The organism is Dyella terrae, from assembly GCF_022394535.1.
In the GTDB taxonomy this organism is placed as follows: domain Bacteria; phylum Pseudomonadota; class Gammaproteobacteria; order Xanthomonadales; family Rhodanobacteraceae; genus Dyella.
This window is the reverse complement of the sequence record NZ_CP089414.1, coordinates 4,172,650-4,194,349: the sequence shown is the minus strand read 5'-3', so window position 1 is coordinate 4,194,349 and position 21,700 is coordinate 4,172,650. Positions and strand designations below refer to the sequence as shown.

The 21,700-nt window shown below is 64.3% G+C and carries 17 protein-coding genes and 1 pseudogene; 6 read left to right on the top strand and 12 right to left on the bottom strand.

The features are described 5' to 3' along the window. Positions 1 to 19 precede the first annotated feature (19 nt). Both yedA and DYST_RS18470 read left to right on the top strand, forming a co-directional pair. On the top strand, positions 20 to 934 hold the full coding sequence (yedA, locus tag DYST_RS18475) for a drug/metabolite exporter YedA (RefSeq protein ID WP_239947386.1): 915 nt from the start codon (positions 20 to 22) through the stop codon (positions 932 to 934). 101 nt (positions 935 to 1,035) lie between these two features. Further along, complete coding sequence (locus DYST_RS18470; RefSeq protein ID WP_239952149.1) at positions 1,036 to 2,424, top strand: short-chain fatty acid transporter; 1,389 nt, start codon at positions 1,036 to 1,038, stop codon at positions 2,422 to 2,424. 55 nt (positions 2,425 to 2,479) lie between these two features. Here DYST_RS18470 and DYST_RS18465 read toward each other — a convergent pair whose 3' ends face one another. The 4 genes from DYST_RS18465 to DYST_RS18450 form a co-directional block, all read right to left on the bottom strand. Continuing rightward, positions 2,480 to 3,799 (bottom strand): ABC transporter permease, encoded by a 1,320-nt coding sequence (locus DYST_RS18465; RefSeq protein WP_239947384.1) that lies wholly within the window; start codon positions 3,797 to 3,799, stop codon positions 2,480 to 2,482. 10 nt (positions 3,800 to 3,809) lie between these two features. Continuing rightward, positions 3,810 to 4,976, bottom strand: coding sequence for an ABC transporter permease (locus tag DYST_RS18460; RefSeq protein WP_102304857.1), 1,167 nt, complete (start codon positions 4,974 to 4,976; stop codon positions 3,810 to 3,812). Positions 4,977 to 4,986: 10 nt separating this feature from the next. After that, the gene (locus DYST_RS18455) at positions 4,987 to 5,673 is read right to left on the bottom strand and encodes an ABC transporter ATP-binding protein (protein WP_239947376.1); all 687 of its coding nucleotides are present in this window, start codon (positions 5,671 to 5,673) and stop codon (positions 4,987 to 4,989) included. A gap of 71 nt (positions 5,674 to 5,744) precedes the next feature. Then, complete coding sequence (locus DYST_RS18450; RefSeq protein ID WP_239947374.1) at positions 5,745 to 6,992, bottom strand: efflux RND transporter periplasmic adaptor subunit; 1,248 nt, start codon at positions 6,990 to 6,992, stop codon at positions 5,745 to 5,747. A 223-nt stretch (positions 6,993 to 7,215) separates the two neighbouring features. Between DYST_RS18450 and DYST_RS18445 the strand changes: the two genes are divergently transcribed. From DYST_RS18445 to DYST_RS18435, 3 genes are all read left to right on the top strand, one after another. Beyond that, the gene (locus DYST_RS18445) at positions 7,216 to 7,902 is read left to right on the top strand and encodes a fumarylacetoacetate hydrolase family protein (RefSeq protein ID WP_239947372.1); all 687 of its coding nucleotides are present in this window, start codon (positions 7,216 to 7,218) and stop codon (positions 7,900 to 7,902) included. 81 nt (positions 7,903 to 7,983) lie between these two features. Beyond that, positions 7,984 to 8,400 carry a large-conductance mechanosensitive channel protein MscL gene (gene mscL, locus DYST_RS18440; RefSeq protein WP_102304853.1) on the top strand — a complete coding sequence of 139 codons (417 nt, stop codon included), beginning with the start codon at positions 7,984 to 7,986 and terminating at the stop codon, positions 8,398 to 8,400. A gap of 144 nt (positions 8,401 to 8,544) precedes the next feature. Further along, positions 8,545 to 9,984: a M20/M25/M40 family metallo-hydrolase gene (locus DYST_RS18435; protein WP_239947365.1), complete on the top strand. Its 1,440-nt coding sequence runs from the start codon at positions 8,545 to 8,547 to the stop codon at positions 9,982 to 9,984. 71 nt (positions 9,985 to 10,055) lie between these two features. On the opposite strand, the gene DYST_RS18430 is transcribed toward DYST_RS18435, so the two are convergent. The 3 genes from DYST_RS18430 to DYST_RS18420 all read right to left on the bottom strand — a co-directional run bounded on the left by DYST_RS18430 (position 10,056) and on the right by DYST_RS18420 (position 15,057). Further along, on the bottom strand, positions 10,056 to 13,157 hold the full coding sequence (locus tag DYST_RS18430) for an efflux RND transporter permease subunit (protein ID WP_102304851.1): 3,102 nt from the start codon (positions 13,155 to 13,157) through the stop codon (positions 10,056 to 10,058). A gap of 13 nt (positions 13,158 to 13,170) precedes the next feature. Then, positions 13,171 to 14,301 (bottom strand): efflux RND transporter periplasmic adaptor subunit, encoded by a 1,131-nt coding sequence (locus DYST_RS18425; protein WP_239947364.1) that lies wholly within the window; start codon positions 14,299 to 14,301, stop codon positions 13,171 to 13,173. A 291-nt stretch (positions 14,302 to 14,592) separates the two neighbouring features. Beyond that, on the bottom strand, positions 14,593 to 15,057 hold the full coding sequence (locus tag DYST_RS18420) for a MarR family winged helix-turn-helix transcriptional regulator (RefSeq protein WP_239947363.1): 465 nt from the start codon (positions 15,055 to 15,057) through the stop codon (positions 14,593 to 14,595). 73 nt (positions 15,058 to 15,130) lie between these two features. Here DYST_RS18420 and DYST_RS18415 point away from each other — a divergent pair, with 73 nt between their 5' ends. Next, positions 15,131 to 15,652: an O-acetyl-ADP-ribose deacetylase gene (locus DYST_RS18415; RefSeq protein ID WP_239947362.1), complete on the top strand. Its 522-nt coding sequence runs from the start codon at positions 15,131 to 15,133 to the stop codon at positions 15,650 to 15,652. Here the strand turns inward: DYST_RS18415 and DYST_RS18410 are convergent. From DYST_RS18410 to DYST_RS18390, 5 genes and pseudogenes are all read right to left on the bottom strand, one after another. Beyond that, a complete protein-coding gene (locus DYST_RS18410) occupies positions 15,636 to 17,354 on the bottom strand; it encodes a BatD family protein (protein WP_239947361.1) in 1,719 nt (572 codons plus the stop codon). The two genes, DYST_RS18415 and DYST_RS18410, sit on opposite strands and share 17 nt — an antisense overlap. Further along, a complete protein-coding gene (locus DYST_RS18405) occupies positions 17,351 to 19,273 on the bottom strand; it encodes a VWA domain-containing protein (RefSeq protein WP_239947360.1) in 1,923 nt (640 codons plus the stop codon). Before DYST_RS18405 ends, DYST_RS18410 begins: the two co-directional genes overlap by 4 nt. Beyond that, positions 19,270 to 20,251: pseudogene (locus DYST_RS18400) on the bottom strand (VWA domain-containing protein). The gene DYST_RS18405 and the pseudogene DYST_RS18400 overlap by 4 nt, the downstream one beginning before the upstream one ends. Next, on the bottom strand, positions 20,248 to 20,775 hold the full coding sequence (locus DYST_RS18395; RefSeq protein WP_239947359.1) for a DUF4381 domain-containing protein: 528 nt from the start codon (positions 20,773 to 20,775) through the stop codon (positions 20,248 to 20,250). Before DYST_RS18395 ends, DYST_RS18400 begins: the two are co-directional and overlap by 4 nt. Further along, positions 20,772 to 21,686, bottom strand: a complete 915-nt coding sequence (locus tag DYST_RS18390; RefSeq protein WP_428993995.1) for a DUF58 domain-containing protein — start codon at positions 21,684 to 21,686, stop codon at positions 20,772 to 20,774. Before DYST_RS18390 ends, DYST_RS18395 begins: the two co-directional genes overlap by 4 nt. Between the last annotated feature and the right edge of the window lie 14 nt (positions 21,687 to 21,700).

Here is a 21,700-nt window from a genome sequence, read left to right as displayed (position 1 = left end):
GCTCCCCGCGCACCCTGACATGACCGACACGACGACCACTACCGCCGCCCCCGCGGTGCCATCGCCCATTGCTGACGCCCGCGTGCTTGTACCGCTGGGTCTGTTTGCGCTGTACATCATCTGGGGCTCGACCTACCTCGGCATTCGCTACGCCCTGGAGAGCTATCCGCCGTTCTTACTGGCGGGCATCCGCTTCCTTGGTGCCGGCGTGGCGCTGTTCGCCTTCCTGCGCCTGCGCGGTGTAGCCATGCCTACGCCACGCCAATGGCGCAATGCGGCCATCACCGGCATCTTGCTGCTGGGCTTCGGCAACGGACTGGTCTGCTTCGCGGAACAGCGCGTGAGCTCAGGTATTGCTGCGGTGGCCGTAGCGAGCATGCCGTTGTTCGCGGCCATGTTCTCCGGTCTGTACGGTGAGTGGCCGACGCGACGCGAAAGCGTAGGCCTGGTGATCGGTTTCGTTGGCGTGATCGTGCTGAACCTGGGTAGCAGCCTCTCCGGCTCGCGCATCGGCGCCATCGCCCTGCTGATCGCCGCCATGAGTTGGGCCTTCGGCGCCACCTGGAGCCGGAGGCAGGACATGCCCACCGGCCCGATGAATACGGCGGCCCAGATGCTGTGCGCCAGCGTGGCCATTTTGATCGTGGCGTTCGCCAGCGGCGAGCGCCTGCCCGCGCACCCCACCGTTCGCGCTACGGCGGCGCTGGTCTACCTGGCAGTGTTTGGTTCCATCATCGCCTTCAGCGCCTTCCTGTACGTGCTCAAACACGCGCGCCCGGCGTTGGCGACCAGCTACGCCTACGTGAACCCGCCAGTGGCGGTGTTGTTTGGTGTGTTACTGGCCGGCGAGAGCGTCGGGCCCTATGACCTGATCGGCATGGCCATCATCCTGCTCGGCGTGGGCGCCATCACGCTGGCCCGCCAGCGTCGCTGAGGCGCCTCGACCTTGGTAGGCTTGCCTCGCCTTTGGCGGGGCGGTCACCATACCCCGATCCGGACGGGGACACGCCGATGAACGCGACGAACGAAGGTCTGATGGCCCGCGCCGCGCTGCGTAGCGCAGCTTGGTCGGAAAAGTGGTTTCCCGATGCATGGGTGTTTGCTGCGCTGGGCGTGATCATCGTCGCCATCGCCGCGTTAGCCTTCGGTGCTACGCCCACCGTCGCCGTCAGCGCGTTCGGCGACGGCTTCTGGAGCTTGATCCCTTTCACCATGCAGATGACCTTCGTGGTCATCGGCGGTTACGTGGTCGCCACTGCGCCCGTGGTGGCGCGCTTCATCGAATGGCTGGCACGCGCCCCAAAAACAGGGCGTGGCGCAATCTGCTACGTGGGCCTGATCAGCATGCTCGCCTCGTTGCTGTCATGGGGTTTTTCGCTGGTGTTCGGCGGATTGCTGGTGCGCGCTCTGGCGCGTCGCGAGGATCTGCGCATGGACTATCGCGCAGCCGGCGCGGCGGCGTACCTCGGTCTGGGCGCCGTGTGGGCGATGGGACTGTCGTCGTCCGCTGCCCAGTTGCAGGCCAATCCCAAGAGCATGCCACCGGGCCTGATCAACATCACCGGCGTTCTGCCTTTCAGCGAAACGATTTTCCTGTGGCAATCGATCGTGTTGACGGCCGTGCTCATCACTGTGTCGCTGCTGGTCTGCTGGTTGACCGCACCATCCGATCACAACGCACGCACGGCGAACGACTTCGGTGTCAGCGAGACGGCGACACCTGCCCTGCCGCCGCGCCAGCGCCCCGGCGAGTGGCTTGAATACAGCCCGTTGCTCTCTGTGCTGATCGGATTGCTTGGATTGGGTTGGCTCGGCCATGAATTCGTCACCAAGCCGGCGATCACCGCCATCGCCAACCTCAACACCTACAATTTTTTGTTCCTTACCGTGGGGCTGCTGCTGCATTGGCGTCCGCGCAGCTTTCTCAACGCCGTCGCGCGCGCTGTGCCCAGCACGGCAGGCGTACTGATCCAGTTTCCGCTGTACGGCGGCATCGCCGCCCTGCTCACGCATGCACCCGGCATCGGTGACGTGACCTTGTCGCACCGGTTATCCGGCCTGTTTGTGCATATCGCCACCACCGACACCTTTCCGCTGGTGATGGGCGTTTATTCGTCCGTGCTCGGTTTCTTCGTGCCATCGGGCGGCGGCAAGTGGCTGGTGGAAGCGCCCTACGTCATGCAGGCCGCCAACGACCTGCACGTACACCTGGGTTGGGCGGTACAGGTGTACAACGCGGCCGAGGCGTTGCCCAACCTGATCAATCCGTTCTGGATGCTGCCGCTGCTCGGCGTACTCGGACTGAAGGCGCGCGATGTCGTCGGCTTCACGTTTATGCAGCTACTGGTTCACGTGCCACTGGTGCTGGGCTTGTTGTGGGTATTGGGCCTGACCCTGGCCTATGTGCCGCCAGTGATGCCTTAGCGAATAGAAAAGGGCGCAGCATAAGCTGCGCCCTTCATGCTTCCCGATGTGTTGATCAAAGCTCGCGCAAAGCCGTCGTTACCGGTAGTCGTGCCGCACGCATGGCCGGATACAGGCCACCGATAAAACCAATGGCCAACGCCCACTTCAGGCCGGTCCACAACAGCTCTGGTGACACACGCAGCTCGAAGCTAAGCTTGCCCACCGTACCGGCGGCTAGCGTTGAGGCGCTGTAACCGTTGAAGATCAACCAGGCGAGCAAACCACCCAGCACGCCACCGATCAGCGCGAGCAACATGGTCTCCAGCATGATTGCCACCACCACGGGAAAACCACGGAAGCCGATGGCGCGCAACGTGGCGATTTCCCTTGCACGTGAAGCCACGGCGGCGAACATAGTGTTGAGCGCGCCAAACATGGCACCGATCGCCATGATCAGGCCCACCGCGATGCCCATGATGCGGATCACTTTGGTCATGCCTTCGGACTGCTTGCTGAAGTAATCGATGGTAGTGCTGACATCGACCTTCAGTTGCGGGTTGTCTTCCAGCTCTTTCTTGAAGGCGACGTAAGCCTTGGGATCGGTCAGCCGTACCGTCACCGAGGCACGGCTACTACCACGACGATACGTGTCGGCCACGACGCTGGCATCGCCCCACACTTCCGAGTCCATCGCATCACCCGAGGAGAACACGCCGACCACCGTCCATTGCTGATTGCCCAGCTTGACGGTGCGGCCCGGTGAGAGCCCATCGAACTGCTTGGCGGCGCCCTTGCCCACGACTAGCTCACGCATGCCCGGCTGGAAGTTGCGCCCTTCGACAATCTTTACATTCGGACGTACGGCCCACGCCTGCTCTCCCACACCGCGCAGCTGCACGCTGCCTTCGTCGTCCGCGGTGCTGCCCTTGAGCGGAAGGTTTGCCGCCACGACGATCTCTGGTGAAGCGATGGGCTGACCCTTCGCATCCTTTGCGATGCCTACGGCCTGTGGAATCAACGTCACGCTGTCGTGATCGAGCACCGACATCACTTCGGCGGCAGACGAACCGCGCATCACGATGGCAGTGTCGGCACTGCCCGTGTTGCGCAGCGTTTCACCGTAACCCTCGCCCATGGCGAGCAGTGCGACCAGCACGCCCACCACACCGGCAATGCCGACCACGATGACTGCCGACGAACCCAGTCGCTGGCCCAGCGTGCTGATGCCTACGCTGGCTACCGAGGCGGCACGACGGCCGGAGCGCGTGAAGGCCATCCACAGAGCAAACAGCACCACCAGCACGATGGCTCCCTGCCAAGGCAGCGCAATCCAGAAGGCAATGGCCGCCACGACAAGGATGAACAGGCCGAGATTGATCAGGAAATTGGTCATGTCACTCTCCTTAGCGGCCCGCGAGCGCGTCGACGATGTTCAGTCGCATCGCCCGTATGGCCGGCAATGCGCCCACCAGCAGGCCGATGGCGATCATCAGCACCACGCCAAGAATCCAGCTACTCGCGCCCACGACGGGCAGATTGAGCATGCCGCCACTGTTCGCGCTTATCCCTGGAATGATCAGCGACGCCAATGCCAGTCCAATCACTCCACCGATCAACAACAGCAACACCGACTCGGCCAGCACGATGCCGAGCACCGCGTGGTTGGAGAAACCAATCGTCTTGAGTACGGCCAGCTCGCTGGTACGCTCGCGCACCGCCTGCATCATGGTGTTGCCGGATAGCAGCAGCAGGGTGAAAAACACAGCACCCATGATCGACCCCACGATAAGACCGATGTCTGCGAGCTGTTTCATCCAACTGGCCGTGGCTGCCTGCTCGGTCTGCGTGCGTGTTTCATGGTCGGAGTTGGCGGAGATCGCATCAATGGCCTTGGCGACGCGATCGGCCTGATTTACATCCGCCACGCGAGTGACGTACCAGCCCACGGTGCCACGATTGAATGGTGTGGTTTCGTCAAAGTATTTCCAATGCAGGAGCAGCATCTGGTCATAGAAGCCGCCGGCTTTCTTGTCCTTGGAGTGCAGAATGCCAACGATGTCGAACGTCCAGTTCTTGCTGCCCTGACGGTTCGGGAAGATGGTCGACTGCAGCGGTATCTTGTCACCCACTTTCCAGTTGAACCGCTTCGCCAACACCTCGCCAACCAGCACGCCCGTGCGCGTATCGTCGAACGCCTTGCGCTCGGCCGGACTCACGTCGATCTCGGGGTAGAGGTCGATGTAATTGGGTTCAACCGCGAAACTGAAGACCTGGTTGTGCGGATCCTGATACGCACCGCCGAACCAGTTGGCGTAGGTGACCATCTTTACCCCGGGCACCTGCGCGATCTGCGCTTCCAGCGACTGCGGCAAGGTCTGGATGAAGGACAGTTTGGAGCCGGTCTGCAGGCGTTGTGCACCGTTGGCGCTCTGTCCCGCCTGGTTGAAAGAGGTACGCACCGCATCGAGCATGCCGAACAGCAAGAACGCGGCGATGATCGATACCAGCGTAAGTATCGTGCGGGCCTTGCGCCGGAATAGCGCCGCCCAGATGAGATGGAGATATTTCATCGTCGCATCCTCACGCCAATGCCTGTTCGACCAGCGTGCCCTTGTCCAGATGCAGGGTATGGTTGGCGTATTCGGCCGCCTTGGGATCGTGCGTGACCATCACGATGGTCTTGCCGTGTTCGCGGTTGAGCACGCGCAGCAGGCCGAGCACTTCCTCGGCGGACTGACGGTCCAGGTCGCCGGTCGGCTCATCGCACACCAACAAGGTGGGGTCGGACACGATCGCACGCGCAATCGCCACGCGCTGCTGTTGACCACCGGAAAGCTCGCTCGGCTTGTGCGAAGCGCGCTCACCCAGACCCACCAATTGCAACGCGATGGATGCGTTCTTGCGCCGCTGCGCGGCGGAAAGCTTGGTGAGCAGCAGCGGCAGTTCCACATTGCGCTGCGCCGACAGCATCGGCATCAGGTTGTAGAACTGGAACACAAAGCCCACGTGCGAAGCGCGCCACTTGGCAAGCTGACCGCCCGAAAGCTGGTCCAGGCGCTGCCCGGCGACGGTGATGCTGCCACCGGTCGGCGTGTCGAGGCCGCCGATCAGGTTGAGCAAGGTGGTCTTACCCGAGCCGGAGGGCCCCATCAGCGCGAGGAAATCGCCCTCGGCGATGTCCAGGTTGATGTGGTGCAGTACTTCGACTTTCTGCCTGCCGCGCTCGTACACTTTGGAAAGGTCGCGGGTTTCGATCAACGTGCCCATGGCTCTAACTCCCGATGCGAATTGCCAGGCATCGCCGGTGGCGATGCTCCCGATCACGCACTGCCAACCGGTTACTGCGCAGGCTTGGCTGCGCTCTTGATCCGGTCGCCGTCCTTCAGTTCCGCCGGTGGCGACACCACCACGGTGTCACCCACGTCCACACCCGTCGGCAGCAAGCTCTGGTCGCCGACTTTCGATGCTGTCGATGGCACGTCGTGCTGCTGCACGGTGTCGCCCCGCACGATGAACACCACGCCACGGCCGTCACGCTGGGCAATGGCCGCCGCCGGCACCAGCGCGCCCTGCAGTGCCTGCGCCTGCGGCTCGTCCTGTTTCTGTTCCAGGAAGGACACGCGCACGCCCATGTCGGGCACGATGCGCGAATCTTTCTTCTCCATCGCCACGCGCACTTTTACGGTGGCCTTGCCACGGTCAGCGGCCGGAACGATGGCGATGACGTGGGCGGGAATCTTCCAGTCGGGATACGCGTCCAGCACCGCCTCGGCGGGCATGTTCGGTTTCACGCGGCCGATGTACGCCTCGTTGACGTCCACGTCCACTTCCAGCGAATCCATGTCGACCACGGTGCCGACGCCGGTGCGGGTGAAGCCGCCACCGGCGGAGAACGGCGACACGATTTCGCCGACCTGTGCATCTTTGGTGGTGATGACGCCGTCGAACGGGGCGCGGATCACGCAGTAGTCGAAGTTGACGCGCGCTTCCACCACCTGCGCATCGGCGGAGTCCGCGCTGCGTTGCTGCGACACGAGTTGCGCGCGGGTACTGTCGACCAGGGTGCGCGCTTGCTCAGCCACCTGCTCGGGAACCAGCCCCCGCTTGGCGAGTGTTTCGTTGCGCACGGCGTCGCGTTCGTTCTGCGCCAACTGCGCCTGGTACTGCGCCACCAGTGCATGCGCGGCGGCCGCGGCCGTGCGGGCCGCATCCAATGCCGCCTTGTACTGCGAGTCGTCCAGCCGGGCCACGATCTGGCCTTGCTTCACGTGGTCGCCTTCTTCGATCAGCACATCGGTAAGCGTGCCGGTGATCTGCGCCGATACCGTGGCCTGCCGCCGCGCGGTGACATAGCCCGTGGCTTGCAGCACGGCGCCGGCCGCGGCATTGGCCACCGGGGATTGCGCCTGCGCGGTCTGCACCTCGATGGCGCGATGCCCCATCACCAGCCACGCCACCAGCGCTGAGACCACCACTACGAGCAGCACGCCACCGGCAATCCACGGCCAACGCCCTGGGCCTTGGCCGTGCTCTTCGCGCAGGTGTTTCTCGATGCGCAGTTCTTTCAACAGATCCGCATTAGCCACACGCTCTCCCTGCCGGTCCGCGCCGGTTCCTCGATGTAACACACGATGCTGGAGCGGCGCTGTCGTCTCCAGAGGCCCTCATCAGTCAAACGCGGTGACAGATGTCACGCCACCGATGCCACAGGCCGAAAGCCGGGCCGGTTGTACTCGCAAGCCGCCTCCGAAAAAAGCTGACGTGACAAGTGACTGGCGCGTATGGCCCACGGTGGTACCCTTTCGGCCCATGTCATACATCATCACGCCCCCTGCCGTTCCAAGCCTGCCGATCATCGGCAGCGACCAACGCTTCCCGGTGCGCCGGATCTTCTGCATCGGCCGCAACTACGCCGAGCACGCCCGCGAAATGGGCGCCACGGTGGACAAGGACACCCCGCTGTTCTTCACCAAGCCCGCCGATGCCGTGGTGACTGATGGCGCCGACGTCATCTACCCGCAAGCTACGCAGGATCTGCACCACGAGGTGGAGATGGTGGTGGCACTGGGTGGTGGTGGCCGCGACCTGACCGCCCAGCAGGCGGCCGAGCGGATCTGGGGCTACGGCGTGGGCCTGGACCTGACCCGTCGCGACCTGCAGGCCATCGCCAAGGCCAAGAGCCACCCGTGGGACGTTGCCAAGGGCTTCGACCACTCGGCGCCGGTCTCCGCCTTGCGGCCCGCCAGCGAGGTGGAGCTCGATGCTGATACCTCACTGACGCTCGCCATCAACGGTCAGCAGCGCCAGCACGGCCGCCTGGGCGACATGGTGCATGGCGTGAACGAGATCATCACCATCCTGTCGACCCTGTTCGAGCTGAAGGCGGGCGACCTGATCTTCACCGGCACGCCCGCAGGTGTATCGGCGTTGCAACGCGGCGACCACTTCCGTGCGGAACTCGCCGGTGTCGCCACGTTGGAAGGCAAGGTTGCCTGAATCCATGGACGCGATTGCCTGTCGCGTCCAACGTCCACTGCGTTAGAGTTTCCACGCCATCCGGCCCAGGGAGAGAAAAGCATGAGCATGCTCAAAGAGTTCAAAGAATTCGCCATGCGCGGCAACGTGATCGACCTTGCGGTCGGTGTGGTCATCGGCGGCGCCTTCGGCAAGATCGTCACGTCGCTGGTGGACCAGATCATCATGCCGCCTATCGGCCTGCTCACCGGCGGCATCGACTTCACGCAGATGAAATGGGTGCTCAAGGCGGCTGACAATACCGATCCAGCGCACAAAATCGCGGAAGTGGCTATTGGCTACGGCACCTTCATCAATACCCTGATCCAGTTCCTCATCATCGCGTTTGCGATCTTCCTGGTGGTCAAGGCGATCAACAAGCTCACCCGCAAGCAGGAAGCCGCGCCAGCGGCGCCGCCGGCAGACGTGGTGTTGCTCACCGAGATCCGCGACCTGCTGAAGTCGCAGAACCCCAAGTAAGCGACGGGGAACGATGCGCGAATGAGGCGCCTGCGGGCGCCTTTTTCGTACCACTTGCTTTTGCGTTTCCCGCACCATGACTTCTGGCCTAAGCAGCCACATGGGGGCGGGCCATAATCGCCGTTTCCGCCCAAGGACTACCCCATGCGCCGACTGTCGCTCACCCTGCTTTCCGCCAGCCTGATGCTTGCCATCGGCACGGCGAACGCAGCCACCCAGACCACCATTCCCGCAGCAGCCGTAAAGACGGCCGAACAGCTGCGCGATAAGGCAATGAACGACAACACGGCATACGACATCGTCACCTCGCTAACCACGGAAGTGGGCCCGCGCCTGGCCGGTGGGCCCGCCGATGTGCGCGGTCGTGAGTGGGCCATTGCCAAGTTCAAGGCACTGGGCTTCGACAAGGTCTATACCGAGCAAGTCACCTATCCGCTGTGGGAGCGCCGGAGCGAACACGCCGAGATCGTCGCGCCGTTCCCGCAGCCGCTGGATTTGATTGCACTTGGCTATTCCGCAGGCACGCCCAAGGGCGGCCTGACCGCCGACGTGGTGCGCTTTGACAGCCTCGATGCGCTGAAGAAGGCCGACCCCGCCAGCGTGAAGGGCAAGATCGTCTACGTGGACGCGCGCATGGAGCGCCACAAGGACGGCCATGATTACGCCATCGGTTCGGGCGTGCGCGTGGGTGGCCCGGTGATCGCCGCCAAGATGGGCGCGGCCGCCTTCCTGCTGCGCTCCGCCGGTACCGACGCCAACAGCCGCACGCCCCATACGGGCGTGACCGGCTTCGAGAACCCGAAGGACGCCATTCCCGCTGCCGCGCTTTCCAACCCCGATGCCGACCAGCTCACCCGTATCCTCGGCTACGGCAAGCCGGTGAGCATCAAGCTCGATCTGGACTGCGGTTTCAACGGCACCTACACCGGCGCTAACGTGATCGGCGAAATCACCGGCAAGAAGCACCCTGAGCAGGTCGTCGCCATCGGTGGCCACCTCGACTCGTGGGATCCGGGCACGGGTGCCATTGACGATGGCGCGGGCGTAGCGATTGCCATGGCCGCCGGCAAGCTGATCCACGACATGCCGCAACGCCCGGATCGCACGATCCGCGTCATCGCCTTTGCCAATGAAGAGATGGGCCTGTGGGGCGGTCGCGCCTATGCGGACAAGCACGCCGCGGAAGTTGCGAAGTTCCAGCTCGGCACGGAGTCGGATTTCGGCGCACGCAAGGTCTGGCTGATGAGCGCCAGCGTGAAACCGGAAGCGCGCGGCGCAATCGAGCAGATCGCCAAGGTGCTCGCCCCGATTGGCGTCGACTACGACGCCACCAAGCCGGGCGGTGGCGGCTCCGACCTGTCGCAGATGCACGGTAAGGGCATGGCCGCGCTGACACTGGTACAGGACGGTACCGACTACTTCGACTACCACCACACCGCTAACGACACGCTCGACAAGATCGACCCGAAGGAACTGGCACAGAACGCGGCCGTCTATGCAGCGTTCTCGTATATGGCCGCGCAAGCGGACGGCGACTTCGGCTCGAAGCCGGGGGCGTTCAAGAACGATGGCGCGGAAGAGTAATCTTTCGGCTTCAGGATAAAAAAGGGCGGCCCATGGCCGCCCTTTTTTTATTTGATGGGACCGCGCATCGTTCAGTGCGCCGCCTCTGCTTCAACCAATCGCCGCTTGCGCGACAACCGCGCATGCAGACGATCCAGATACAGATAGATCACCGGCGTCAGGTACAACGTCAGCACCTGGGATACCAACAGACCGCCGACCACGGCGAGCCCCAGCGGGCGACGCGTCTCCGCGCCCGCGCCCAGTCCCAGCGCGATCGGCAAGGTGCCTGCAAACGCCGCCATGGTGGTCATCATGATCGGGCGGAAGCGTACGTGGCAGGCCTCGACAATGGCCAATGCCGGATCCGTGCCTTCGCTGCGCTGCTTCTCCAGCGCAAAGTCGATCATCATGATCGCGTTCTTCTTCACGATGCCGATCAGCATCACGATACCGACGAAGGAGAACAGATCCAGCGGTGCGCGGAAGATCATCAGCGTGAGCAGTGCACCCACGCCTGCGGAGGGCAGACCCGAAAGAATCGTGAGCGGGTGGATGAAGCTCTCGTACAAGATGCCGAGCACCAGATAGATCACGAACAACGCCAGCACCAGCAGCAGGCCCATGCCCTGCATCGAATCCTGGAAAGCCTGGGCCGTACCCTGCACGCTGCCGGTGATCGACGGTGGCAGGTTCATCTGCTTCATCGCACCGTTGATGCTGCCCACCGCCTCACTCAGGCTCACACCCGGCGCGAGGTTGAACGACACCGTCACCGCCGGAATCTGCCCTTGGTGATTCACCGTGAGCGCTTGTGGCTTACGCTCGAAACTCGCCACGGCGTTGAGCGGCACCAGCGTGCCGCTGCTCGACGTGACGTAGAGCTGCGACAGCACGTCGGGATCGTTCTGCAACGCGTAGTAGACCTGCAGAATCACCCAGTATTGCGACGCCGAACCGTAGATGGTGGAGATCTGGCTGGCACCAAACGCCGAACCCAGCGCTGTCTGCACCTGATCCATGGTCAAGCCCAGCGTACCGAGCTTGTCGCGATCCACATTGACGACGATGGATGGACCGTTGAGATCCAGATCACTGGTGACATCCTGGAAGCCGGGCAGCTTCGCAAAGGCGGTGATCACCTTGCCCGACCAGTCGTACAGCGCTTGCGTGTCGATCGACTGCAGCGTGTACTGGTACTGCGCTTTCGACTGGCGGCCACCGACCTGGATCGACGGTGGGTTCTGGATGTACGCCCGTATGCCCGGCACCGCGGCGAACTTCGCTCGCAGTTCCTGCATGATGCCGTTGACGTCGAGCGAACGCTCCGCTGCAGGCTTCAGGGTAAGCGACAGCGAGCCGTTGTTGGTCGTGGTGCGCGCACCACCACTGCCCACCGAGGACATATAGCTGTCGATATTGGGATCGTCCGCGACAATCTTCGCCAACTGCTGCTGGCGTTGCATCATGCCCTTGACCGAGGTGTCGTCCGGCCCTTCGACGTTGACGTTGAGCTGGCCCGAGTCACCGGCCGGAATGAAGTCCTTGTCGACCACCACGAACAGCAGGCCGGTCGCCAACAGACTTGCTGCGAACAACCCCAGAATGCTCCGCGGATGATGCACCGCCCAGGTCAGCGAGCTCACATAGCCGCGGCGCACGCGTTCGAAACCGGCATCGAACCACAGCACGATGCGCGCCTTCTTCTCGTGCTCGGCGTGCTTGAGAAAGCGGCTGCACAACATCGGCGTAAGCGTGATCGAGACAAAGCCCGAAATCAGGATCGCCACGCTCAGCGTCACTGCGAACTCGTGGAACAGACGGCCGACGATGCCGCCCATGAACATCACGGGCAGGAACACCGCCACCAGCGACAGCGTCATCGAGAAGATGGTGAAACCGATCTCGCTGGCGCCCTTGAGCGATGCCTCGTACGGGTCCATGCCGTCTTCGACATGGCGCACGATGTTCTCCAGCATCACGATGGCATCGTCCACCACGAAACCGACCACCAGCGTCAACGCCAGCAAGGAGAGGTTGTCCAGGCTGTAGCCCAGCGCGAACATCCCGCCAAACGTGCCCACGATAGAGACCGGCAATGCCAGCGCAGGGATCAGCGTGGCCGACGCATTGCCAAGGAACAGGTAGATCACCAACACCACCAGCACGCCCGCCAGCATCAGCGTGAACTGCACGTCGTTCACCGACTCGCGGATGGACTCGGAGCGGTCGTACAGCACGGCCAACTTGATGGATGGCGGCAGGGTGGCCTCGAAGGTGGGCAGCACGCCGCGGATACGGTCGATGGTGGCCACCGTGTTGGAGCCCGGCTGGCGCTGGATGGCCAGCACAATGGCGCGCTCGCCGTTGTACCAGCTCGCCACCTGGTCGTTCTGCACGCTGTCCTCGGCCTTGCCGAGATCGGACAGTCGCACTGGCGCACCGTTGCGATAAGCGACGATGACGTTGTTGTAGAGATTCGCGCGCTGCAGCTGGCCATCCGAACGGATCTGCAGCAACTGGCGATTGCCGTTGAGCGAGCCCGTGGCAAGGTTTACGTTGGATGCCGAGACAGCATTTTGCACCGTGTCGATGCCGATGCCACTGGCGGCGAGCTTCTGCGGATCCACGCTGATGCGCACGGCGTACTTCTGCGCACCGTACACGCTGACCTGTGCCACGCCATCGATCATCGACAGGCGCTGCGCGAGCTGCGTCTCTGCGTAGTCGTCCACCACCGACAGCGGCTGTGTGCGGGAGCGCAGCGTGAGATAGAGGATGGGCGCATCGGCCGGGTTCACTTTGCGGAACGTCGGCGGCGTGGGCATGTTGGTGGGCAGCTGCCGCTGCGCCGCCGAGATGGCGGCCTGCACGTCCTGCGCGGCACCATCAATGTTGCGGTCGAGCTCAAACGTCAGCGTGATCGACGTCGAACCCAGGGCACTGGTCGAGGTCATCGACTGGATGCCGGCGATGGTGGAGAGCTGGTTCTCCAACGGCGTCGCCACGGCGGTTGCCATGGTTTCCGGCGCGGCGCCGGGGAGACTCGCGCTCACGCTGATGGTGGGAAAGTCGACGTTGGGCAGTTCGTTGACCGGCAGCTTGGGATACGCAGCGACACCAAACACCAGCAACGCCACCATCAGCAGCGTGGTCATCACCGGGCGTTGAATGCAGAGAGCGGGCAGATTCATGCGTAGGGCCGGCTCAACCGTTGTCGGTGACGACGTGCACGTGCGTGCCGTCGACGAGCAATAGTTGGCCGTCCGTCACCACGCTCTCGTTACCGGCGAGTCCCTTCTCGATCACGATCTGCGCGCCCGTCGTCGGGCCAGCCGTCACCATGCGCTGCTCCACCGTGCCATTCGCGTTGGCGATGAACACGAAGTTGCCCAGCGGCGAGTTCTGCAAGGCCACCACGGGTACCGTCACTACGTTGGTGAGGCGAGTGGTGGGCAGCGACACTTCCACGAACTGGCCCGGCGTGAGGCGCACGTCGTCGTTGGCGTAATGCGCCTTCAGCTGGATGGTGCTGGTGGTGGCGTCTACGGCGTTGTTGATGAAGTTGAGCTCGGCCTCCATCGCGGCACCTTTTGAGCCGGGGATGTTCACCGTCACCGGTACCTTGCCGCGCGCCATGGTGGCCTTGATGCCATCCAGGCCTGTCTCCGGTATGGAGAAGGTGACGTTGATCGGGCGGATCTGGTTCAACACGACGATGGAGGTGTCGTTTGCCGTGAGCTGCGCGCCCGGATACACCAGCGGCGCACCGGCGATGCTGTCGAACGGCGCCTGGATCTGCGCATAACTCAACTGCGTGCGTGCAAGCTCTACCGCGGCCTGATCTGCCTTGACCGAGGCCGTATAGATGCCCTGGTTGGCTTTGTAGGTGTCGTAGTCCGACTGCGCGACATAGCCCTTGCCGAGCAGCGGCTGGTAGCGCTTGATGATGGTGTTGGCGTTGTCGAGTTGTGCCTGATCCTTGGCGAGGTTGCCCAGCGCCTGATCCAACTGTGCCTGCAGCAAACTGGGATCGATGCGGACGATGGTGTCGCCCTGCTTCACCTGACCGCCCGGCGTGAACAGCAGCGACTGCAGCTGGCCGCTGACGCGCGCCTGCACATTGACCGTGGAGAACGCCTCGGCACGACCGATCACTTTGAGGGTGAGGTCCAAGTCGCCGCGATGCGCCAAGACGACTTTCACAGGTACGGAGGCCGGCGTGGCAGGCGTCTTCGCCCGTGCGCGCTCACCACCACGGAACATCTGTGCGGCAACGACGGCCGCGATGATGATCACCGCGAGCGCTATCCCTTTCCTGCGTGACTTACCCTGCATGATCTCTCCGACCGCCCTTCGTCACCCGCGCGCGTGATGCGCTGGAGTGCCCTTATCGGCCGCCCGCCTGCCAATGAATGAGGTTTGCCTGTGCGCGGACGTCCTCGCCGGTGCACGACGCGGGCAGGAGAAACATCATCCCGCGTCCGTGGACCGCATGATCGACCGACAGCAACCGGCTAACGCCTGCCGTCAGGCAGACGCAATATTGCTGGCAAAGTAATGTGGCGCGCCGATGACGCGCACCTGCCAGAAGGCCTGGACTATGTGGTTTTTTTGAGGAGCGAGGCTTTAGACCTCGCCCTCTTCGTCCACCGAACCGGTGTCGAGCGCCTGCAGGTTTTCCTTCATGCGGTTGAGCACGCCAAGCGCCTGCTCCAGCTCAGGTACTGAAATGCCTTTGGCGGCATCCTTGCGGATGCCTCGCGCAATGAGCTCCATGTCCGCGATGACACCGCGTGCCTGGTCAGTAACGTACAGGCGCCATGCGCGCCGGTCTTCGGGGTCGGGGCGACGCTCCACGAAGCCGGCGGCCTGCAGTCGGTCGATCACCCGCCCGACCGCGATCGGTTCCATTTCCAGTGATTCGGCCAACTCAGTCTGCCGCATGCCTTCGCGGTGATAGAGCATCTTGGTGGCCCGCCACTGTGCACGGGTCAACCCGAATTTCACGGCGCGTCTGTCGAAGTGCTTGCGGATAAGCAAGGTCACGTCGTTGAGCAAGTAACCGAAGGAAATGTCTTCTGCCTTAGTCATGGCGATGGATCAGTCCCTGCGGGCCGGATGGAAGGTCAAGCATACGTCGCAACATTTTACGAATCCAATGCCTATGGACATACAAATCATTACTGGCGATATCACCAGCCTGGATGTAGATGCGATCGTGAACGCCGCCAACCCCACCCTGCTGGGCGGCGGTGGCGTGGACGGCGCTATCCACCGTGCCGCAGGGCCCCGCCTGCTGCAAGCCTGCCGAGCCATCCCGGAGGTCAGCCCCGGCGTGCGCTGCCCAACCCGTGAGGCCCGCATCACGCTGGGGTTTGACCTACCAGCACAGTACGTCATCCACACCGTGGGCCCGGTGTGGAACGGCGGCGGGAGCCGCGAACCGGACCTGCTGGCCCGCTGCTATCGACAAAGCATGACCCTGGCCATGGAGTATGACCTTGCTTCCATCGCCTTCCCCGCGATCAGTTGCGGGGTTTACGGCTACCCGCCCGAACAGGCGTCACGCGTGGCGGTGCGCAGCCTGCTCGATACACCGAATGGTGGCCCGGAACGCGTGCTGATTTGCTGCTTCAGCGACGCGATGGCCGACATCTGGCGGAACGCGCTCAACGACGAAGCTTGAACGGATAGAGCGGTGGCAAGGGCGATGCATCCTTGGTTTCCGTGGCTGGCTGCCATGCAAAGCCATCCTTGAAAGCCGCGGCGAACCGTTGACCCAGATTGGCTTCCTCCGCGCCGGCATACCGTTTGCGTTGCAGCGCGTCGATCGCCTCCGGCTGGAGACCCGCCGATAGCGCCTGCGCCAGTTCACCCAGGTTCTGCAGCGACGGCCGCTCTGCCCGGGCCCAGGCCAGCAGGGCGATGGCCATCCGGCCCGCGTCGTTGTCACGGGCCTCGGCCAGGAAGGCTGTGCGAAGACGGGATGCCGATCCCGCCACGCCCTCTGTGTGTGCGCCAGCGATGCGAGCCGACGCTGGATGGCGCCTGCGCCACAGAAACCACGCCAGCAGGCTCAACACCCACAAACCCAGGCTGACCACGGCCACGGTGCGCCATATGCCGCTCTCGCCCGTCGCAGCCGGCGTCTGGCTGGCTGCGGCCACGGCTGGCACGGCATTGGCCGCAGCAACCGGCGGCGGCGCTGAGGGCGGCGTGCCCGCGCCGGGCAGCACGTTGAAGGTACGGGCGGGGACGCGCGCCGTTTCGGCGTGGTTCTCCACCACGTTCCACCAGGTGAGCGTGGTTTCGGGAATGGTGAGCGTGCCGGCCCGGTTGGGCACCACGGCGAAGCCCTGCTGTCGCTGACCCACCAGCCACTGTCCCTCCACTCGCGTGCCGTTCACCGGCTTGTCGGGATACACCGTGGCGCCGTCGAGCGAAGGCATACTGAGCGAGGGGAGTGCCTCGTAGGGCAGGCCTGTGGCCTGCACGCTCATCACCACATTGAGCGGCTCGCCGACATGCAAGTCACCATGCGCGGGGCCGCCGTCCAGGCTGAGGCTGAGTGCGCGCGCTGGTAGCCATGCACCCTGCGATGCCTGCGCGGGAGCGGCGCGCACGTCGATATCGACCGCCGGCGACGCCGCGGTAACCGGCGTGCCGTTGCCGAAGAAGGCATCCGGGTTGGCCATATTGACCGACTCGCCCTGGAACGCCACCGATGGAATCTGGATGTGGCCCTCGCGCTGCGGAATGGCGGCGTAGCGGCGCTCGATGACGTTGTAGCGTCGGCCGCCTCGCTCCGCCTGATAGTTGATCTCACCGCCGAGGCGAGGCAAGTCGACGCCCGTCACTTGCGGATCTTCCAGTGCGCCGCTGGTCAGATCGGTCGCGAAGAACAGCCGCACGGTGTAGACCATCTGCTGGCCGACGTAAGCGCTCGCTGGATCGATGGTGGCCTCGACGAAGACGTCTTTCTGCCCTGTCGCTGCGGCCCCCGTGCCGGCATCGGCAGTGGCCTGCACCACCTCCAGATCGATCGGCGTGGTGGCACCTCCTGCGAACGACAACGAAGGTATGCGCAGCGTGCCGGCGTGCAGCGGTCGCAACGCTACGCCCACCGTCACCTGCGAGGTGCGCTGGCCGTTGATGATGCTGATGCTGGTGTTGCTGGACGAACCCAGTACGGCGAAGTCCTGCGACAAGGCATGCAAGTCAGGTACGGAAACCATACCGCCGCCGTTGGCGCGCAAGTTGAGCGTGACAGTCTCGCCCAGCGTCACATGCTGGCGGTCCAGCGTCGCCTGCACATCGGCCGCCAGCGATGCCACCGGCCAGAACAGCGCGAAGCCACACAACAGGAACATCAGCACACGCAGCTTCACGGCGAATCACCTTCTGTCGGTCCGGCGCCACCATGACGCTGCCGGTATTCAAGTTCGAACTTGCGCCGCAAGAGCGCGCCCGGATCATCGGGAACGCGTTGCAGCGCCTGCCGTACGTCGGCCGGCAGCCGGGCCTGGGCATCGTCCTTTTCGACGGCACCTAGTTCATGCGTGCCCTGCTGCGGATGGTCCTTGCCCTGCTCCTTGCCCAGCGCCGCATCCATCTGCTTCTGCAGAGCCTGCTGGGCCTGTTCCTGGCGCGCGCGCTCCTGGGCCTGCTGCTCGGGCGTTTGCGACGGATTGGCGGAGCCTTGGTCGGGGGAACGATCCATGGGCTGTTGGCCGGCCTGCTGGTTTTGCTGGCTACCGTTGCCCTGCGAGTCGCCGTGCGCGTCCTGCGGCGGCTTACCCTGGCTCTGATCCTGGTCCTTCTTGCCTTGTTCGTGCTGCTGGCCTGACTGGCCCTGCGCGTTGTCGGGCGGCGTGGTCGTCGGGCCGGACCCTGCCTTGCCCTTGTTGTCCTTCGCGCCGTTGTCGTTCTTGGGCGGGTTCGGCTGGCGCTTCATCCAGTCGTCCACTGCCTTGCGATTGGTGCGCGCGTCGGCGTTGTTGGGGTCGGCCTTGAGCGCGCGATCGTAGGCGTCCAGCGCTCCCTGATAGTCGCCCTGTTTCGCCAGCGCGTTGCCGAGGTTGTACTGCGCATCCGCACTGGGAAGAGACCGTAGATCCTTGCTCGCCGCCGCATAGTCACCCGCGCGATAGGCTGCGGCCCCACGCCATGCAGGATCACGTGCCACTTGCTGCGCATGCCCGGCATCGCCTTGCTGCAAGGCAGCGGCGGCCTGCTGGTCGGGACGACGCCACAGGTCGCTCCACGCACTCGCTCGCGCATTGCCTGGCAGGGCGGGTAGAAACGCCAATGCCAAGATCATCAGCCAACCGCGGCGGAACGAGGCCGCAGCAAGAGGCAGCAACAACAGCAGCAACCACGGTCCACGATCCTGCCACTCGTCGCCCTGCATGTCGGTAGCCAGGGTCGTCGGGCCGCTGGCCGACAGCTCTGCCGCGAGGGCACGTATATCGCGATCGTCATCCGTCATCGGGACGTATTCGCCACCGCCACTTGCCGCCAAGGCGCGCAAGGCGTCGTCGTTGCGGCGGGCAAGGAGCACACCCCCCTGTGAGTCGCGCTGAAAACCGTTGTCCGCCAGTGGCACCGGGCCGCCCTGCGAGGTGCCCATGCCCAGTACCGATACGCGCACGCCATCGGCCGCCGCCTTGCCCGCTGCGGCCTGTGCCGCGGCATCGGCATCGTCGGTCACCAGCACCAGCGAGCCGCCACCCACCTTGGCATCGCGAATCAACGCGACGCCGCGCTCGATGGCTTGCGCGGCGTTGTCGCCGTCGACCGGCATAGTGTCGGGTGCGAGTGCATCAAGCAGATCATTGAGTGCAGAGACGTCGGACGTCAGCGGAGCCACCACAAAGGCTTCGCCCGCATAAGCGATAAGCGCATTCAATCCATCATGATTGGCGGCGAGAAGATCGCGCACCTTGTAACGCGCGCGATCCAGCCGGCTCGGCGTCACGTCACGTGCCAGCATGCGCTGCGACATCGACACCGCCACCACCTGCGCCGCGCGTTTCGCGTAGAGCGGTTGCGCCACGCGACTCCAAGTGGGTCCCGCCATGGCCAGCGTGGCGAGTAGCCACGCGCTGGCGAGCAACCATGGCGAAGCGCGCCGGCTCGCCACCTTCCCTTTCAGCAGGAACGGCAACAACTCCGGGTCGACCAGGCGCGAGAGTTGCTCACGGGCACCCTGGTGGCGCGCGGCAAAGGCGACCAATAGCGGCAGCGCGCACAAGGCAAGCAACCACCACGGACGAAGAAAATGGAACTGCTGCAAGGCCTCGCTCATGCGAATGCCTCCCGTCGACGCGTCCGCGGCACGAACGCCAGCAGCCAGACCGCCACCGCAAAGGCGAGCGGCCAACGGAACAGCTCATGGCGTGGACGCAACGAGGGACCTTGTTGCGGCATCGGCTCCAGCGCATCGATGGCGCGATAGGCCTCGGCCAGCTGTTTCGAATCCGTGGCGCGGAAATAGTGGCCACCGGTCTGCGTGGCAATCGAACGCAACATGCCCTCATCCAGATCCGCCGACGGATTGACCGTATGCGTGCCAAACAAGTCGGGAATGCTCATCTCGGTGGCGCCAATGCCGATGGTGTAAATGCGTACACCCGCCGCCTTGGCCGCGTGCGCCGCATCAAGGGGGGGCGATGTTGCCAGCGTTGTTCACGCCATCGGTCAGCAGCACGACCACGCGCGCCTGTTCCGGCTGGCCCGCAAGGCGCTTGACGGCCACGCCGATAGCATCGCCGATCGCCGTCTCCGTGCCGGCCAGGCCAACGGCCGCACCTTGCAACTGCGCCTGCACCGCGTGAAGGTCATAGGTCAACGGCGTGACCAAAAAGGCTCGACTGCCGAACAGGATCAACCCCATTTCGTCGCCACTGCGGCGCGCGATGAAGTCGCCGGCAATCGCTTCGACAGCACCGAAACGGCTTACCGGCTGTCCGCCCAGCTGCATGTCGTCGGTTCGCATGCTTCCAGAAAGATCGACTGCGAGCATCAGCGCGCGCCCGCTGCGCTGCTGCGCCTGCGGGGGCCCCACCCATTGGGGCCGCGCCGCGGCAACCAGCAACGCCAGCCAGGCGAGCACGAGCAACCATGTCCGCCAACCGCCGCTGCCCTGACGCTCGGGTGCGTCGAAATGCAGACCCGGATGCGGAAGATGCAACGCCTGTTCCGGCGCGGCAGGCCGCAACCACCAGCGTAGAAGCCACGGCAACGGCGCCAGCACGAATACCCACGGCCATGCGAGTTCGGTCATGACCGCACCTCGACAACCTTCTCCAAGGCGCGCGCGCGCGGCGATGCACCCTGGCGCCAGGCCAGCTGCAACCAGCGACGCGTTGCACTCGCCGCGTGCTCGACATCCAGTGATGCCGAAGGCCGGTACATCGCAGCCTCGAGAGCCTGTAGTTGTTCAAGCGTTGACGCATCGACGGGAACACGCGCCAAGGTCTGACGCCATTCGTCACCGCGGTGTTGTGCGGCGAGAGGATCGATGCGCAACGCGCCACGACGCAACAACTGATGCAACGCCGACGCCAACGCCTGCGGTTGCTCGCGCCACAAGGCGAGCACGCGATCGACCTCCGCCAGCACCTGGCTCTCCAGGGCGCGACGCTGTCGCTGTTGCCGCCACCACCAGATGCCTACAGCGACAGCCACGATCACCAGCGCAGCGAGCACCCACCATCCCGGTGCCGGCGGCCACCAGGATGGCTGAGGCGGCAAATGGATGTCCCGTAGCAAAGGGCCGTTCTGTGCCGCTGGCGTGGATGCGCTCATCGACGAACCCCGGGAGCCAGCAGCGACATCACGGCATCCAGCGGATCGGCTGCCGTATCCAGCACTGCACAGGGAAGCCCGAGCGATTGCGCCATGCCCTTGAGCCGGGCCTGACCCGCGCCCAACGCCTGCTGGAACTCACGGCGCTGGCGCTCGCCGAACAAAGCCACGTCGCGACGCACGCCATCGTGCTCCATTGGATACCGGCCGGCCGGAGGCATGCCCAATTCCAACGCATCAGCCACGATCAACACGCGTATGCCCGCCTTGTGCGAGAGATCCAGCAAACGCCCACGCGCGGCCTCGTCGGTACTCAGGCCATCGCTGATCAGCAGCACACGATTCGCTCCATGCATCAACCGTCCCGCGCGTAACAAGGCATCCGACAACAACTCACCGGGCACGGGCGCGTCGTTCGCGTCCCAATCAGCGAGCGCACCGCACACCGACAGCGCACCGCGCGTACCCGCCAAGGGCCGCAGCAGGTGGTGTCCATTGCCGAACGACATCAGGCCTACCCGCTCACCCGCGCGCACCGCATACCATGCGGCCAGTGCCGCAGAGCGCGCAGCCTGTACGGATTTCAGGCGCACGCGCGTACCGAAACGCATGCTTTCGTGCGCATCCAGCAAGATCAGCAGGCGGCCTTCGCGTTCCTCCTGGAACAACTTGGTGTGCAAGCGACCGCTACGCGCCGTCAGCCGCCAATCGAGGCGACGCACATCGTCGCCCGGCTGGTAGATCCGCGACTCGGCGTAATCCATACCACGGCCGTAGAGCCGGCTGGACTGTTGCCCCGAGCGCATGGCGCGACTTTCCAACCTCGGCAAGGCCGCCTTGGCGACACGAGCGCGCAGGGCCACCAGTTCGGCCAGGCGGACGCGCGTGCGGCCATCCGCATCCGTGTTCATATCGACGATGGCGC